The sequence below is a fragment of the Compostibacillus humi genome (assembly GCF_014637175.1).
Taxonomy (GTDB): Bacteria; Bacillota; Bacilli; order Bacillales; family Amphibacillaceae; genus Oceanobacillus; species Oceanobacillus humi.
In genome coordinates this window covers 1-15,144 of record NZ_BMEV01000076.1, presented here as the reverse complement: position 1 = coordinate 15,144, position 15,144 = coordinate 1, and the positions used below count along the sequence as shown (strand labels likewise).

The window sequence follows — 15,144 nt, the reverse complement described above, 5'->3', positions numbered from 1 at the left end:
CCATTTTGGATCCATAGAGAGAAAAACAGGCATCAAAAGTGCTCTTTTGCACCAAATTTTCGGATGCCTGTTTTTGTTTCAAAGTCAAGCTTTATTTTTGGGTAAACTTAAAACCCCTAAAGTGAAAACGGAGATTATGATTCGTTATGCGGATAACGAATCATTTGCATCCGTTTGTTAAATAAAGCAGGGTAAGACAGGAAGCCGAGCATCGTGCTTGTAATCGTAGCTGTTGTTAATAACAAAAATAGTATGAGCAACTGAAATTGTACTGCCTGTACCGGGTCGGCTCCGGCAATAATTTGCCCGCTCATCATTCCCGGCAATTGGACAAGACCAATCGTTTTTTGACTCTCAATTGTCGGAATGGTACTTGCCTTAATTGCATTGATAAGGGAGGAATGGATTGCTTGCCTCGGTGTTCCGCCAAGGGAAAGAATTAATTCTGTCTCCTCTCGCCTTGCCTCCACTTCCGCTGTAAAACGGTTTAAGAAGAGTATGGAAAGAACCATTGAATTTCCGATAACCATCCCGCTAATCGGGATAATATATTGGGCTGTACGAGGAGTAATGCCGAATCCTAATAATATGGATTGGGTGAGCAGTTCTACGAATATAAAGGTTGCAATTAATTTCCACGTGATACCTTGAATCGCTGCCCCTTTTTTCCGGGCATTTTGTACAGCTGCCCCAATCATTAAGAGGATCATTAGGGTGATGTAGAGATAACTTTCAGTTGAAAAAACAAATTTAAGAATATACCCGACAATAAAGAGCTGAATAATCGAACGGACGGTAGCAATCGTCGTGTCCTTTTCCAAGTCCAGCTTTAATGTTTTGGATAAAACAAGGGGAATAAGGACAAATATAAGGGCTAAAGAAAGGGCAATAAAACTCATTTTATATCCCCCTTTACGAATCGCTGTACTTTTTCTTCCCGCGGATGGCGCAAAATTTCGCTTTTGCCGGATTCTATCAATTCGCCTGCCATCATGACCCAGGAATAATCTCCAATGGATATGGCCTGTTCTAAATTGTGGGTAATCCACACAATGCTCGTCCCGTATTTTTTATTAATGGACAAAATAAGCTGTTCAATTTCCTGCTGGGATACCCGGTCTAAAGATGATGTAATCTCGTCCAACAGTAAAACCTTTGGCCGGTTTACAAAGGTTCTGGCAATGGATACCTTTTGCCGCTGTCCTCCCGATAAATCTCTCACATTCCGGTGTAACAAATCTTCCTCTAATCCGACAACTTGCAATAATTCCGCCGCTTGTGCCTTGGATAACGTTTCTCCCCGCAACGCCAGCGGCAAGGACAGGTTTTCCAAAACCGTGCCATGAATCATTGTTGCACTTTGGAGGGCAAGACCAATATTGCGCCTTAATTCAATGGGGTTATATAGTTCTATCGGCTTCTGATGTATCAAAATATCCCCTGTATCTGGAGAAATTAATCCGTTGCACAGTCGAAAAAGGGTTGTTTTTCCTGCTCCGGACGGACCGACGAGGGTCGTAATTTTCCCTTCTGGAAATATGCCCGAAACTTGTTTAATAATTTGCTGCTTCCCATTGGAATAAGAAACGTTCCGAAATTCGATGATAGGCTGATCATAGGCAGACATCGCATTTCCTTCCTTCACTGTCATTGTTTTATATTTTTAGATAGCCGGAAAAAATTATGTATATCCATATCCCAATATAAAATTATAAGTTTTTGCATTTAAAAAATAGATACTTTTTGCATAAAAAATAGCTCCGTCTGTGCGGAGCTATTCATTTCTAAACAATGTTTAGAACGCTTTGCGGCTCAATATTTATATTGCGATAATGTTGAAGATTTCCTTCGTAAATTAGTTCAAACTTTTCCGTATCCAGCAAATCGTCCGGCGTAATCCGGTCTAATGGTTTTTTATATGTTACTACGCCGCCTTCGGTTAAAACGGTAGCAACAAATTGGGAACAAAAAAATGCATTCTCTCTAACTACGTTTTTATCGAAAATAAAGGAAAGCAAACCTAGGAAATTGTAACGATAACGGTGCTTTTCCCTTTCGATTTTTTGTATAAATTGATACATCCGTTGCAATTCCGTTTCGCTAACTTCACAGCTATAAATGGCACAACGGGCATTCAAGAAGAGTTTTGATGTAATATTTTCACGTACAAAACCGCCAATAAACGGATTGCTCGGCATTTTTCTTCCGAAACTGTAAACTTCATCGAGTTCAAGGTCAAAGGCAATGGAAGCATGGCTATATGGCTTTTTCGTATATAATTTTATTATTCTGCCCAATACTGTTTTTGTATCGGTTAATAAAATATAAATCTTTTTATTTTTCATAACAATCTCCCTTAAAACCTATTGTGCACACTATATTATACTAACAACCAGGAAAAAAAGCTTACCTTTTTGTTTTTTTACTATAACATGTTTTTCGCTGCAATCAAATAAGCCATAGCGATATTTTGCATAAGACTAAAGACGTAGATGGCAATGGGCAACATATAAATAGCTCTCTATCATTATGTCTGTTTTATGCGGTTATGGCAATCGGAAATTTTAAGTTTTTATAATGGAAATTTTTTAGTAATTGTGGAATTGATCCAAAACGTGATTTTTTTTGATAAAACAAATTGCTAAGTATCGTCTAAATCGACATACAAATTCGTCATTAGCATGAAAAAGAGGGTGTATCGCTAATCATTATACGCCCTCTTTTTGCAATATTTCTCTTAATAAATTTTTAAATTGGATCCGGTCCCCTTCAGTCATCGCCTTCGGTCCTTTCGTCCGGTGCCCCGCTTTTCTTGCTTTGGCGTTTACATATCTCGACTGTAACAATTGATCAATATTTTCATTGGTATATAGGAAACCTTTATGGTGTAAAACGATACACCCCTTTGCCAAGCAGATAGATGCAAGCCCATAGTCTTGTGTCACAACGATATCTCCCTTTTTGCATAGTTGGACGATGCGGTAATCTGCCGCATCTCTGCCTGTATCTACATATATGATCTCCACTTCCTGATCCTTTTGTTTTTCCGAATAATGGGACATGCTCGTTACCATGACTACAGGAATTCGGCTGTTTTTCCCTTCTTCTGCAACAATATCTTTCACCGGACAGGCGTCCGCATCTACGTAAATTTTCATTGTATTCTCCTTATCCTTTAAATTATTCGTCATCTTAACGGAAGTTTTTCCGTTTGTCAAAGACAGCTGCTGTTAAGGCATGATTATAGGTAAAACCTACTATTGACCGGGACTATACAAAGTAATATACTAAGTTACACGACTAATGCACTGATTTAGTTAGGGGGTGTAAGCTTGCTCCAGTCGGATGGAACACCTATATATTTACAAATTGCGGAATGGATTGAAACAGAAATTTTAAAAGGCAACTTTCAAGCGGATGAAAAAGTATATTCCCAATATAAGTTAGCGGAAATGTTTACAATTAATCCGGCAACTGCGGCCAAAGGGTTAAATGTGTTGGCAAATGAAAATATTCTCTATACAAAACGGGGACTGGGGAAATTTGTGACGAAGGAAGCGAAAGCTATTATCATCCATAAACGGAAAAATCAGAAGTTGAAAGGATTAATCAATGAAATTGTAATGGAGGCAAAACGCTTACACGTCCGGGAAGAGGAATTAATGGTCATGCTGAAAAAGGCAATGAAGGAAAGCGGGGGACAGTCTGGTGGAAGTGATTCATTGTGAAAACGTAACGAAACTGCAAGGGAAGGCGAAAGCGCTCGACCAATTATCTTTCAGCATTAAAGAAAATACAATTACTGGTTTAATCGGGAGAAACGGGGCGGGGAAAACAACATTATTAAAAATCCTCGGTGGATTATGGAGGGAAACTTCTGGCGAAGTGAAAGTTCTTTCCCGGCGCCCTTTTAACAGTCTGTATGTTTCTGAAAATAGCATTTATATTGATGATGCCTTTCATTTTCCGTCCCATTTAAATTTAAAGGAAATATTGCGGGAAGGGGAGCGTTTTTACCCAAATTGGAACCGGACGTTGGCAGAACGGCTCTTTGATTACTTTGAATTTCATCCTAAACAAACCCATGCGAATCTATCAAAGGGGAAGAGGAGCACCTTTAATATGATCATCGGCCTGGCATCCAGATGTAAAGTGACTTTGTACGACGAACCAACGGCAGGGATGGACCGGGCGGTACGAAAGGAAATGTACCGTGTTCTGTTAAAGGATTATCTTGAATATCCGCGGACGATTATTATTTCCAGCCATTACTTGGAGGAACTGGAGGACTTATTGGAGGATGTACTGCTCCTGGACAATGGAAAGAAAGTGCTTCATTTGCCAATGGATGAGTTGAAAGAATTTGCTGTTGGCTTAACAGGGAGAAGCGAGGTTCTCCTGCAATGGCTGCGCGGGAAAACAATTTTGCATCAACAAAATGCCGGCCCTAATGAACTTTATGCTGTTGTAAAAAAAGAGGACATTTCACTCCCGGAGGCACAACGGCTTGGGATGACTATATCCCCAGTTTCATCCAGCGATGTTTGCGTTTATATTACGGACCGGGGACAAGGGGGGATTGACCGTGTCTTTCGCTGAATTAGGCAAAGCGGTAAGAAAGCAATTTTTTTATAAGTTTAAACTGTTTTTTGGCCTCTTTTATTCATTGGTCATTACACAGGCAATTGCCATCGTTTTTTCCTTTAACGGAACGGGAAGTATTTCATCAGGTCAAATTGGTCAAATCCATTTCTACTCTGCAGATATTGTCCTCGTTTTTACCTTTGGCTGGGCGTTTATCAGCGCCTTGCAGCTGACGACGAAACCGTTTCGGGACAATGAGTATCTGTTTGTTTTTAACCGGCTCAGCAGCCATTTGTCGAACTTATTATTTTTGCTTGCTTTAAGTTTCATTGGCGGGTTGTCAGCTTATCTGTCCGGCTATTTACTTAAAGTCGCAGTATACATGTTTTTCGACTTTCAGCTGATAGGTACAAATGACATAACCAGCCCGGCGGTTGTTGTTGCGGGAATCATAACCATTGTACTTTATATCTGGATGTTTGCCTCCCTCGGATATATGGTTGGATCTCTCGTTCAATTTCAGAAAGTATTCGCTATCCTTATTCCTTCGATCATCATCGGCTGTTTAATCTTAGTAGCACTTTCTGAAAGCGAAGCAATTATTCGCATCGGCAAATTTTATTTCTTCGAATCTTCATTTTTGCTCGTATTCATAAAAACGACAGCAACGGTATGTTTATGCTTCCTCATTTCCGCGGTAAGCACCAATCACCTGGAGGTGAGAAAATGATAGTTGTATCGGTTATTGTTTATTTGCTCATTTTTATCGTAATTTTTGCAGCAGCATTTGCATTAAATAAACTGCAGGCTAAAGGGGGATTTATTAAAGCATTGTTCTTTAGTTATGCAGGATTACTGATCATTTCTTCTGTCGTCTATTTTGTTTTGCCGCTGGAACAAGCGGAGAAAGCGGCTATAAAAAGCGACGGACCGTCATTGTATCATTATTTTGAAACGGGACAAACCGACAAAATTGACCCTGCTTTTATAAAAAAGCAATGGGATTTCACTTATGAAGGAAAAGAACTGCTGCTAATCGACAATCATAATAATTTGCCTATGACGTACGTGGAAAAATCAGCAGAAGAGAATTTGTTAGAGATTACGTATTATGAAAAACCGACATATATCGACGGCTATAATATTTCTGCCTATACAGAAGGGCCGAATATCACCTTGTCAGCTGACAGCTTAATGATAGCGGATTACTGGAATGAAGAACATGCCATTTTTAAACCAGAATTCCCCTTTCGGCAATTTAGTGATATCCGGCTTATGCCGGATGAATGGGGACATGGCGAAGATATCATCCATATCCGCATATCAGAGGATATTCAGCTCCAATATGAAGAGTGGCAAAATATTTACCTGATGGGCGAGTAAAGAAGGTATGAAAAATTTAAAAAGCGTACTTTATTGAAAATGGAAGAACGCTATATTGAATTTACTGCTGCCAACAATGCATCCGTTGTTTCCCTTAAAGAGTATACGAGATAATAAACGATACCATCGGCGGGCATTTTCATATATAATAAAAGGAATTATAGAAATTGTTAAAGGATGGGGAAAGCAAATGGAAAATCAAATTCAGCCTCGCAAAGTATTAGGCAAAATACAGCCCTATTCACCAGGGAAGCCAATCTGGGAATTGCAGAAGGAATTGAATTTAGACAAAGTGGTTAAACTTGCTTCCAACGAAAATCCGATTGGGCCATCGCCAAAGGGAACAGCAGCGATTCAATCTCGGCTAAATGATTTGCATCGCTATCCCGATGCGGATACGGTTTCCATTCGGGAGGCAATTGCGGCAAAGCTTGATGTAAAAAAGGAACAATTAATTGTGACGAACGGTGCAGATGAACTTATTACGTTGCTCTCCGAAACCTTCCTTGAAGAAGGGGATGAGATCATCGTTCCGGCACCATCCTTCAGCGAATATGATTTCGGTGCCAACTTAATGGGAGCAGAGATTGTACCCATTCCTCTTGATGAAAAGTACCAATTTGATGTGGATAAAATGCTTGCGGCAATTACTGATTGGACAAAGCTGCTCTATATTTGCTCGCCAAACAATCCAACGGGAACTTATTTAGGAAAAGAAGATCTTGAGCGGATTTTGAACGAAGTGCCGGAGCGGGTGCTCGTTGTCCTGGATGGAGCCTATAGTCATTACGCCACTGCTGAAGATTATACCGAAGGCATCGAATTCGTAAAAGCTGGAGCACCAATATTAGTCATGCAGACATTTTCCAAAATTTACGGATTGGCAGGCTTGCGGGTAGGATTCGGAATTGCAAGAGAATCGATTATCCAAACCATTTTAAAAGTAAAAGAACCGTTTAACGTAAACAGTCTCGCCCAGGCAGCGGCTGCAGCTGCAATACAGGATGATGATCATGTCATCGCTTCGAGAGAGAGCAATGAGGCCGGAAAAAAACAACTTTATGAAGGGTTCGAAAAATTAGGACTTTCCTATACGGAAACGATGAGCAATTTTATTCTTTTACAGCTTGGACCGGATGCAGAACGTATTTATCAGGAATTATTGCGTAAAGGGGTTATCGTCCGGTATGGGAAAATATGGGGACTCCCTGAGCACGTGCGGGTAACGATTGGTACTAAAGAGGAGAATGACTTCTTCCTTGAAGCGTTGACTTCCATATTAAAATAAGAAATGCCGGTGAACGGTGGTGCCCCCTTTTTGGGGTGCAGCACCAATGCCGGCTTTTTTTATTTTGGTATTGTATATTTATTCTAAATGATGCATAATAATTCATAAGCTGTCGTAAGGAGAGGATATGAATGGTGATAGAAGGAAAAACGGTATTTTTAAAAAACAACCTTAAAAACCGGGATTTTTTGACGCTCATGGATTATACAAAAGAGGAAATTTTATACTTGCTGGAACTTGCAGACTATATAAAAAAACAGAAGCAAGCAGGAAACGTGTTTCAGCCGTTAAAAGGAAAAACATTAGGCATGATTTTTGAAAAGGCTTCGACAAGAACAAGGGTTTCTTTCGAAGCAGGAATGTACCAGCTTGGGGGAATAGCTATTTTTCTCAATTCCAAAGATATTCAAATTGGCCGGGGAGAAACGATTGCAGATACAGCCCGGGTATTGTCTGGATATTTGGACGGCATTATGATACGCACCTTTTCCCAAGAAACGGTAGAGGAATTGGCCCAATATGCAACAATACCAGTCATTAATGGGCTGACAGATATGTACCACCCTTGCCAAGTGCTTGCTGATTTGCTGACGATTCGGGAAGTTAAAGGAAAACTGGAAGGGGTGAAGCTTGCTTATATAGGGGATGGAAATAATATGGCTCATTCTCTAATGATTGGAGCAAGTATGTTAGGGATGGAAGCAGCCATTGCTTCGCCGATAGGCTATCAGCCGGATAAAGAAGTTACGGAGACGGCTTTAAAACTGGCAGAGAAACATGGCGCAACTATTACGATTACAGATGATCCTCAAGAAGCAGCCTGTCAGGCAGATATTATTTATACTGACGTTTGGGCAAGCATGGGGCAAGAAGAGGAACAGACAAAAAGAGAGAAGGACTTTCAAGGATTTCAGGTAAATGAAAAGCTCCTTTCTTTAGCTAAAAAGGATGCTCACTTTATGCACTGTTTGCCTGCCCACCGCGGGGAAGAAGTAACAGCGGAGGTCATTGACGGAAAACAATCGATTGTTTTTCTGCAGGCAGAAAATCGTCTGCACGCACAAAAAGCATTGATGACAGCACTAATGGGTTAATACCACGAGTTCAGGCGAAAGTATCGAATTCCTGTCACGGCAGGTTTCAGTGGAAAAAGCGGTAGAATCGACCGAGAGAGCGGTTGTCACGGCAGATTTCGGCGGAAAACTGTGTAGAATCGACCGAGAGAGCACTTGTCACGGCAGATTTCGGCGGAAAACTGTGTAGAATCGACCGAGAGAGCGCCTGTCACGGCAGATTTCGGCGGAAAACTGTGTAGAATCGACCGAGAGAGCACTTGTCACGGCAGATTTCGGCGGAAAACTGTGTAGAATCGACCGAGAGAGTGCCTGTCACGGCAGATTTCGGCGGAAAACTGTGTAGAATCGACCGAGAGAGCGCCTGTCACGGCAGATTTCGGCGGAAAACTGTGTAGAATCGACCGAGAGAGCGCCTGTCACGGCAGATTTCAATTGGAAAAATGAAAAAATCGACCGAGAGGAGATCTCCCGGTCGATTTTTGTATTATGGATGTGACAATTCAGTAACAGTTAAACCTTTTTCATCGACAGCTACTGTTTTTATATTATATTCAGGGAGTATTTGTTGCATATTTTCAGCAATGGTCTGTCCCTTTCCGTGAGGAGCGATAGAAAGCATCGTAGGTCCTGCCCCGCTGATGATAGTTCCATAAGCGCCATTTTGCTTAGCTTCATAGCGAATCCGCTCGTAATTTGGAATTAGCTTCGCTCGATACGGCTCATGAAATAAATCCTTTTCCATCATTTTTCCTGCAAAAGCATAATCCCCCTGGAGCAAAGAAGCAACGACAAGATTGCTGATTCCGCTTGCCCGGGCAGCCACATCCTTTGGATAGGTTTCCGGCAGCACGTTTCTTGCTTCTTCCGTCTTTAATTCTACTTCTGGAATGTAAACGATAATGTCCATCGATAAATTTTTCACTTGCACATATTCGATATCCTGTTCAAAAGCGGTAGAAATGACAAGGCCGCCGAATAAAGACGGGGCAATGTTATCCGGGTGCCCCTCGATTTCTGTACCAAATCGTAATATGTCGTCTTTACTTAAGGATAAGTCGCAAACTTGGTTTGCTAACTCTATTCCGGCCAAAATGGCAGAAGCGCTGCTGCCAAGTCCTCTGGCCAGGGGAATGTCGCTCTTTTCCGTTAATTTCAGAGGCGGAAGTTCTCTTCCATGCCATGAAGCTGCTTGTTTGGCAATTTTTACTATAAAGTGGTCTTCCGTATCAGTAACGGGGGAACCGGTGTGAAACTCCCATTGATTCGCTTCTTCCACTTGTAACGTTAAATAAAGATTCAGGGCAAGTCCCATCGAATCAAACCCGGGCCCGACGTTTCCGGAGCTTGCTGGAACAGTGATTTCGAACGGTTTCATGCTTTCACCTTGGATTCAATATATTCTTTTAGAGCAGCCTCGTCATTTGGCAATGAAACAGGTTTTACTTCCAATTTATCAATTGCAGTTTGCGGATCCTTTAATCCGTTTCCGGTTAAAACGGCAACAACTTTACTGCCCTTTTCGATTATCCCTTTTTCCGCATAATTCATTACTCCGGCAATGGAAGCACAAGAACCGGGTTCGGCAAAAACACCTTCTTCTTTCGCAATCAGTTTAAAGGCGTGAATGATTTCTTCATCTGTAACACTATCAATCGTTCCATCTGATTCGTCCCTTGCTTGGACCGCCAGTTCCCAGCTTGCCGGATTTCCGATACGAATCGCGGTGGCGATCGTTTCCGGTTTTTCGATGACCTGATTTTTTACAATGGCAGCTGCGCCTTCGGCTTCAAAGCCAAACATTTTTGGCAGGCCTGTCCCTTTTTTCGCATTATATTCTTTAAACCCTTTCCAGTAGGCGCTTATATTTCCGGCATTGCCAACTGGAATGGCAAGAATGTCCGGAGCGGAACCTAACGTATCACATATTTCAAAGGCAGCCGTTTTCTGCCCTTCCAAGCGGTACGGATTAACAGAATTAACTAAAGTGACTGGGGAGGATTTGCTTATTTTCCGTACCATCGACAATGCATCATCAAAGTTTCCGTCTATTTCCACAATTTCAGCGCCGTACATAACAGCCTGGGCTAGTTTTCCGAGGGCTACTTTCCCTTTAGGAATGACGATAATTGCATTCATTCCTGCCCGGGCCGCATAGGCGGCTGCGGAAGCAGAAGTGTTGCCGGTGGAAGCGCAAATCACCGACTTGCTTCCTTCTTCTTTTGCTTTAGCAACGGCAACGACCATCCCCCGGTCCTTAAAGGAGCCCGTCGGGTTAAGGCCTTCAAATTTTCCGTACAGTTCAATTCCTAGACGTTTCGACAGATTTTTTAAATGGATAAGGGGAGTATTCCCTTCGAGTAGTGAAATGTCTGGTGTTACATCTGTAACAGGTAGGAATTGCTTATATTCTTGCAGTAATCCTTGCCAGCTCATTCTTCTGCATCTCCCTCAACTTTGTAATAGCTTTTAATTTCATGTACCGCATCTAATTCGTTTAGCTGTTTTAAAGCTTCTTGAAAATTAGCTAATGACGTTTCATGCGTAATAAAGATGATTTCCGCTTTTTCATCTTTCTTCAGCGGGTGCTGCAAAATACGCTTAAAGCTGATTTTTAGATCGTTGAATAAAGAAGAAATCCGTGAAAATACACCGACTTCATCTTTTACATGGAAACGCAAATAATATTGGCCGAAACGGCGGTCCGGTGTTTTTAACACTTTTGGAAAATGCGGTTTCACATATTGGTTCCCAGTTGTTCCTAATTGGATGTTTTTAATTACTGCTACGACATCGGCCATTATTGCGGAAGCAGTAGGCAAGCTTCCAGCTCCCGGGCCATAAAACATCGTTTCGCCAACCGCTTTTCCGTACACATAAACAGCGTTATATTCATCCTTTACGCTTGATAGCGGATGATTGTTTGCCAGAAAGGTCGGCTGGACATTTACTTCCAGCTCTTTATCTTGGAAATCGGCGTACCCGATTAGCTTCATTGTATAGCCTAACTGTTCCCCGTATTTTAGGTCTTCTAATTCAATATCGGAAATCCCTTTTACTTCCACGTCATCCAAATCCACGTCCATGGAAAATGCCAGTCTTCCTAAGATAGCCATTTTTCGCGCTGCGTCCAGCCCTTCTACGTCCGAAGTCGGGTCTGCTTCGGCAAATCCTAATTCTTGGGCCTGCTTTAATGCCACATCGTAGCTGAGTCCGTCATCGCTCATTTTCGTTAAAATATAGTTCGTTGTTCCGTTTACGATTCCCATTACTTTTTCAATACGATCAGATGACAAACCATCATTAATGCCCCGCAAAATTGGAATTCCGCCAGCAACACTTGCTTCATAGTAAAAATCACATTTGTTTTTGCTGGCCATTTCATGCAGTTCCCGGCCATATAAGGCAACAAGGTCTTTGTTGGCTGTTACAACATGTTTTTTTGCCTGGAACGCTTTATGAATATATTCACGGGCTATTTCAATACCGCCCATCACTTCTACGATAATATCAATTTCCGCATCTTCCAAAATATCATTTGGATTAGTCGTGAGCAATATGTCGCCCACATTGACATCCCGCTGTTTTTCTAAATCGCGGACGAGAATGCTTTTCACCTTTACGTCACAGCCAAGCTGATGCTGTAATTTTTCCTGATGATTTTTGATTAGGTGTACGACCCCGGAACCGACGACACCTAATCCTAATAGTCCTATCGATACACTCTTCCCCACAAGATCACCTCATATTTATTCAAGCTAAAATATATTTAATACATTGTACCCTTGATATGCAGAAGATATCAATAGTCAATTTTCATAATAAAAACTTTTCATGAATCGGAGATGAACCAAAAGTTTCCTCGGAGAATAAAAGTATTATATCTAATAATTGGAGTGGGTATTTATGAAAATCGCCGTAACAGGATTTGGTTTCGCGATTAGCTTGCTTCTGGGGGTAAGTATTGGCATACTGCTTGATTCCTTTGAAGCAGGCGGGGCAATCGGATTAGGTGCAGGTTTAATTATAGTCAGTATTTTTCGCAAGAATAGAAGTTGAAACGATGATTCTTGCTGGAAGATATTTTCCGTTTGCTTGCAAGTATTCCCACGATATACAAAGAAGCTCCTCAAAGTAATGGAGCTTCTTCTTAAACTGTCATTTTATTTTTGTAACGTCAGCCTATAGATTTCATCTTGCCGCGGCCTGAATTCAAATTAAGGATCCATGCCTTTATTTCTCTGTTTCAGAGTACAATCCGTTATCTTCCCCGTAATACCGGTCATACCTCTCTCTGAATTTATCGTATAAATATGTAACGAATACTTTCAATATGGCATATCCTGGAATTCCTAATATGACGCCGATGATTCCGAATAGATTGCCGGCAATGAGCAATACAACAATAATTGTTAGAGGGTGGATTTTCATCGTTCTCCCCATAATATTCGGAGAGATTAAATTTCCCTCTAAAAATTGAACGGCTGCCCAAACGATGGCGAGTTTCACCAGCATAAAGGGAGACTCTACCAAGGCGATAATAATGGCTGGAATGATTGCAATCATAGGTCCAAGATAAGGAATGACACTAGTAACTGCGGCGATAATTGCCAGAGTGATCGCATAGTCTAAGCCGATAATTAAATATCCGATAAATAAAAGCAGACCGATACACGTTGCAACGATAATTTGGCCCTGAATGTAGGATCCGACCTGAGTATCCATATTTTTTAAGATTTGGTCGGCATCTTTTCTGAACTTGGGCGGCAGCAAGTTTAAACTGTATTTTTTAAACCGGGAGCCGTCCTTTAAAAGGAAAAAGAGTATAAACGGAAAGGTAACAATGGTAACAACGACATTCGTTACAGTTGTGGCCAAGTTCCGTACACCTTGGAAGGCATTAACGACATAGCCTCCGATAATGCCCGGAATATCGTTAAAGTTGCTGACGATCCAATTGTACCCTTCTTCGTAATAAGGTCCCAAAAAGGAGTTTTGCAGCCATGTTGTAATCCCTACTCCCATTTGCTGCAAATAGGCAGGGAAATTGGCGATTAAATCCATAACCTGCGCTTCAATGGCTGGAGCTGTAAGCAAAATAATGCCCGTTAAAACCCCGGATAATCCTAGGATGATAATGATAATGCCCCAAATTCGTTTAATCCGTATTCTCTCCAGTAAATTTACAATCGGATTTAGCAAATAGTAGGCGATAAAAGCCAGTATAATCGGGGGTGCAATCGTTGAGAAAATAACAACGATCGGATAAAAGACAAAAGAAATTTTATCGTATACATAAATGATTATTCCGATCAAAAGCAAGAGAACGAGGGCAAAAAGCGAATCTTTGCCTCCAAGAAACTTTATAAATCTGCTTGGTTCCTTCATAAAAACCCCCCGCATATTGGAAATGGATACCAAAGTTTATAAAATTATATCTTATTTCTCTGTTTTCCGCCAATTCTGTTGCGCATCGTCATAAATGCTGTTCCAATTGCCAGCAGCGTAATAAATCCTCCGACCGTTGCATTGTAGGTAACGGATGTCTGTTCAATTACAATTCCGCCAATGGTAGAACCGAAAGCAATTCCAAGGTGAAGTGCAGAGTTGTTAAAACTGACTTGAATACTTGCCGTTTCTTTCGCAACATCCATTAAATAGCTTTGCAGCGGCGGTGTTAAGGCCCAGCTCATCATCCCCCAAACGATGAGTACGATCGTAAACAAAACCGGGTGAAATGTAGCGTATGGTATTGTAAAAATGGCAAAAGTAAAGAGAAGAATCACCGAATAGGTAGTCGGCCGCTGACCAAAACGGTCAGATGATGCTCCGCCGACTGCTCCGCCAGTGACTGCAGCAGCACCAAAAATAAAATATACGACGCTTACCCACGTCGGGCTCGCATTCATCGTCGTTTTTACGAAAGGGGTTAAATAGGCGTAAAGGGCCGAATGTCCGGACATAAAAAGGAATGTCGTAACATGGGCAAAGAAAACCCTTTTCTCTTTTAATGAACCGATTTGCTTCCATAAGGAAATTTGTTTCGTCGGAGCAACCTTTTCCATAAAAAAGTAAACCCCGGCAATGGAGAATAACGATAAAATGGCAATAAAGAGAAAAGGGGCTCTCCAGCCGAACATATTCCCGAAAGTCAATCCGATTGGCACACCGAGTACTAATGAGGCACTAACACCCATATTTACTATGCCTATCGCACGGCCCCGGTACTTTGGCTGGACAATGTTTGCCGCCATGACGACACATAAAACGATGAGCAGGGAGCTGCTGGCGGCAGAAAGTATTCTCGCCAGAAAAAGGACAAAATAAGACGGGCTTACTACTTTCAAAATGTTGCTAAGGAAAAAAATAACTAACGTAATTAACGTAAGCTGCTTTCTTTCGATTTTTCTTGTGATGACAGATAAAACGGGGGCAGAAAAAGCAAAGGTTAACGAAAAAATGGTAATCAACAGTCCTGCCTGTCCAAGACTGATTTGTAAATCTGCAGCGACTAAGTCCAATATGCCTCCGATGATCAGCTCAACCATACCGACGACGAAGGAGACAATCGTTAATAAATAAACTCGTTTATCCATAATAAAGACGCCTTTCCTGATGTAAATGCTTTTCTTATCTTAGCCATTTTTAATGGGGAATACAAGAAATATAAAAATTAAAAAGGGAATACTTTTAGGGAATCGTATCACTAGCATTGCATAAATATAGTTGGAATATTCCGTAAATAATTTTCTCATAAATTAAGCCAAAAAGTCAAAGTCCAACTAAAGGTGGCTTTATCCATTTTTTGAAAATTAT

16 protein-coding genes are annotated in these 15,144 nt (G+C 41.2%); 7 read left to right on the top strand and 9 right to left on the bottom strand.

The features are described 5' to 3' along the window. Nucleotides 1-134: 134 nt before the first annotated feature. The 4 genes from IEV18_RS14915 to IEV18_RS14900 all read right to left on the bottom strand — a co-directional run bounded on the left by IEV18_RS14915 (nt 135) and on the right by IEV18_RS14900 (nt 3,158). Nucleotides 135-899 (bottom strand): ABC transporter permease, encoded by a 765-nt coding sequence (locus tag IEV18_RS14915; RefSeq protein WP_188393188.1) that lies wholly within the window; start codon nt 897-899, stop codon nt 135-137. Next, nucleotides 896-1,627 (bottom strand): ABC transporter ATP-binding protein, encoded by a 732-nt coding sequence (locus IEV18_RS14910; RefSeq protein WP_188393187.1) that lies wholly within the window; start codon nt 1,625-1,627, stop codon nt 896-898. Before IEV18_RS14910 ends, IEV18_RS14915 begins: the two co-directional genes overlap by 4 nt. A gap of 157 nt (nt 1,628-1,784) precedes the next feature. Further along, nucleotides 1,785-2,345 (bottom strand): hypothetical protein, encoded by a 561-nt coding sequence (locus IEV18_RS14905; protein ID WP_188393186.1) that lies wholly within the window; start codon nt 2,343-2,345, stop codon nt 1,785-1,787. 363 nt (nt 2,346-2,708) lie between these two features. Next, complete coding sequence (locus tag IEV18_RS14900) at nt 2,709-3,158, bottom strand: YaiI/YqxD family protein (protein WP_188393185.1); 450 nt, start codon at nt 3,156-3,158, stop codon at nt 2,709-2,711. Between the two features lie 174 nt (nt 3,159-3,332). Here IEV18_RS14900 and IEV18_RS14895 point away from each other — a divergent pair, with 174 nt between their 5' ends. From IEV18_RS14895 to argF, 6 genes are all read left to right on the top strand, one after another. Beyond that, entirely contained in the window at nt 3,333-3,728 is a 396-nt protein-coding gene (locus IEV18_RS14895) for a GntR family transcriptional regulator (RefSeq protein WP_188393184.1), read from the top strand. Continuing rightward, on the top strand, nt 3,709-4,599 hold the full coding sequence (locus tag IEV18_RS14890; protein WP_188393183.1) for an ATP-binding cassette domain-containing protein: 891 nt from the start codon (nt 3,709-3,711) through the stop codon (nt 4,597-4,599). The genes IEV18_RS14895 and IEV18_RS14890 overlap by 20 nt, the downstream gene beginning before the upstream one ends. Beyond that, nucleotides 4,586-5,314, top strand: coding sequence for a hypothetical protein (locus tag IEV18_RS14885; RefSeq protein WP_188393182.1), 729 nt, complete (start codon nt 4,586-4,588; stop codon nt 5,312-5,314). The genes IEV18_RS14890 and IEV18_RS14885 overlap by 14 nt, the downstream gene beginning before the upstream one ends. After that, nucleotides 5,311-5,967, top strand: coding sequence for a hypothetical protein (locus IEV18_RS14880; protein ID WP_188393181.1), 657 nt, complete (start codon nt 5,311-5,313; stop codon nt 5,965-5,967). The genes IEV18_RS14885 and IEV18_RS14880 overlap by 4 nt, the downstream gene beginning before the upstream one ends. Before the next feature lie 190 nt (nt 5,968-6,157). Beyond that, nucleotides 6,158-7,255, top strand: coding sequence for a histidinol-phosphate transaminase (hisC, locus tag IEV18_RS14875; RefSeq protein ID WP_188393180.1), 1,098 nt, complete (start codon nt 6,158-6,160; stop codon nt 7,253-7,255). A 131-nt stretch (nt 7,256-7,386) separates the two neighbouring features. After that, nucleotides 7,387-8,349 carry an ornithine carbamoyltransferase gene (argF, locus tag IEV18_RS14870; protein ID WP_188393179.1) on the top strand — a complete coding sequence of 321 codons (963 nt, stop codon included), beginning with the start codon at nt 7,387-7,389 and terminating at the stop codon, nt 8,347-8,349. A gap of 466 nt (nt 8,350-8,815) precedes the next feature. Here the strand turns inward: argF and thrB are convergent, their stop codons facing one another. Genes thrB through IEV18_RS14855 form a run of 3 tightly spaced genes read right to left on the bottom strand, consistent with a single transcriptional unit; the run spans nt 8,816 to nt 12,062 of the window. After that, nucleotides 8,816-9,706: a homoserine kinase gene (thrB, locus tag IEV18_RS14865; RefSeq protein ID WP_188393178.1), complete on the bottom strand. Its 891-nt coding sequence runs from the start codon at nt 9,704-9,706 to the stop codon at nt 8,816-8,818. Continuing rightward, nucleotides 9,703-10,764, bottom strand: a complete 1,062-nt coding sequence (gene thrC / locus IEV18_RS14860) for a threonine synthase (protein ID WP_188393177.1) — start codon at nt 10,762-10,764, stop codon at nt 9,703-9,705. The genes thrB and thrC overlap by 4 nt, the downstream gene beginning before the upstream one ends. Continuing rightward, a complete protein-coding gene (locus IEV18_RS14855; protein ID WP_188393176.1) occupies nt 10,761-12,062 on the bottom strand; it encodes a homoserine dehydrogenase in 1,302 nt (433 codons plus the stop codon). The genes thrC and IEV18_RS14855 overlap by 4 nt, the downstream gene beginning before the upstream one ends. Before the next feature lie 172 nt (nt 12,063-12,234). Between IEV18_RS14855 and IEV18_RS14850 the strand changes: the two genes are divergently transcribed. Continuing rightward, complete coding sequence (locus tag IEV18_RS14850; protein ID WP_188393175.1) at nt 12,235-12,387, top strand: hypothetical protein; 153 nt, start codon at nt 12,235-12,237, stop codon at nt 12,385-12,387. 174 nt (nt 12,388-12,561) lie between these two features. On the opposite strand, the gene IEV18_RS14845 is transcribed toward IEV18_RS14850, so the two are convergent. Beyond that, on the bottom strand, nt 12,562-13,716 hold the full coding sequence (locus tag IEV18_RS14845) for an AI-2E family transporter (protein ID WP_188393174.1): 1,155 nt from the start codon (nt 13,714-13,716) through the stop codon (nt 12,562-12,564). A 44-nt stretch (nt 13,717-13,760) separates the two neighbouring features. Then, the gene (locus IEV18_RS14840; protein ID WP_188393173.1) at nt 13,761-14,924 is read right to left on the bottom strand and encodes an MFS transporter; all 1,164 of its coding nucleotides are present in this window, start codon (nt 14,922-14,924) and stop codon (nt 13,761-13,763) included. Nucleotides 14,925-15,144 lie beyond the last annotated feature (220 nt).